Below are 857 nucleotides of genomic sequence, written 5' to 3'. Positions count from 1 at the left end.
GCCCGACGCCGAGCCCCACCGGCACCGGTACCGCCAGCGCCGCCCCGACCGCCAGCAGCACCGACGCGGCGCCGACCGCCGACGCCTCGCGTAGCGCGGAGGCGTCGGCGAGCACCAGCGTGTCGGCCCCGGCCACGCCCACCACCGACTGACCGGTCCTACACCCGCCGGTCCGACTGTGCTGGCGTGCCGGAATATGGCACGGTTGGCATCGAGGGACACCCGGGCCGGTACCACCGGTCGGGGCGCGGACGTGGGCGCGGAGGGCGAAGATGGGCGAGCAAGAGGTTCCGGCGACCACGGCTGCCCCGGACGTGCAGCCCCACACTCCCGACAACTCCGGGCCGGCAGCCGGATCCGGCCCGGCAACCGGTGCCCGTCCCGGACCGGCGGGTACGGCGGCACCGGTACGCGGCCGGGCCTCGGTGGCCACCGCGACCGCACCGGCACCTGACGCGCCGGTCAACGCCCCGGCCAGCGGCGGCACCACGTACCGCGCCGGGGCGACCGGCGGGTCGGCAACCGACGCGGCGAAGCCGGCGGGTGGGACCGCGAACCCGGAGCCGGCGGCAGTCACGCCGGCCACACCCGGTCCGGTGGTACCCGGCCCGGTGGACAACGCCCCGGCGGTGGCCGGACCGGCCGCCGCACCGGCAGCGGTCATCCCGGCGCCACGCCGACCGGCGGACGAGGCGGCCAGCCCCGCCCGCGCCAGCGCCTCGGTACCAGGGCTGCGCCGGCTCTCGCCGGACGAGATCGGCCCGGCGACCGCGCCCCGCGCCGGGACGGCCCGGGTCTACCGGGCCAGCGAGCCGGGCACCCCGGACCCGTACCAGCCGGAGGCTCCCCCCAAGCCG

Annotated in this window: 1 pseudogene; it reads left to right on the top strand. The window is 79.3% G+C overall.

From position 1 onward, the window contains the following. Nucleotides 1-272 precede the first annotated feature (272 nt). Nucleotides 273-857, top strand: a pseudogene (locus GSF22_RS33925) (hypothetical protein); the annotation flags it as partial.

This window comes from Micromonospora echinofusca, from assembly GCF_017614955.1.
GTDB lineage: Bacteria > Actinomycetota > Actinomycetes > Mycobacteriales > Micromonosporaceae > Micromonospora > Micromonospora echinofusca_A.
This window is presented reverse-complemented; position numbering and strand designations above follow the sequence as displayed.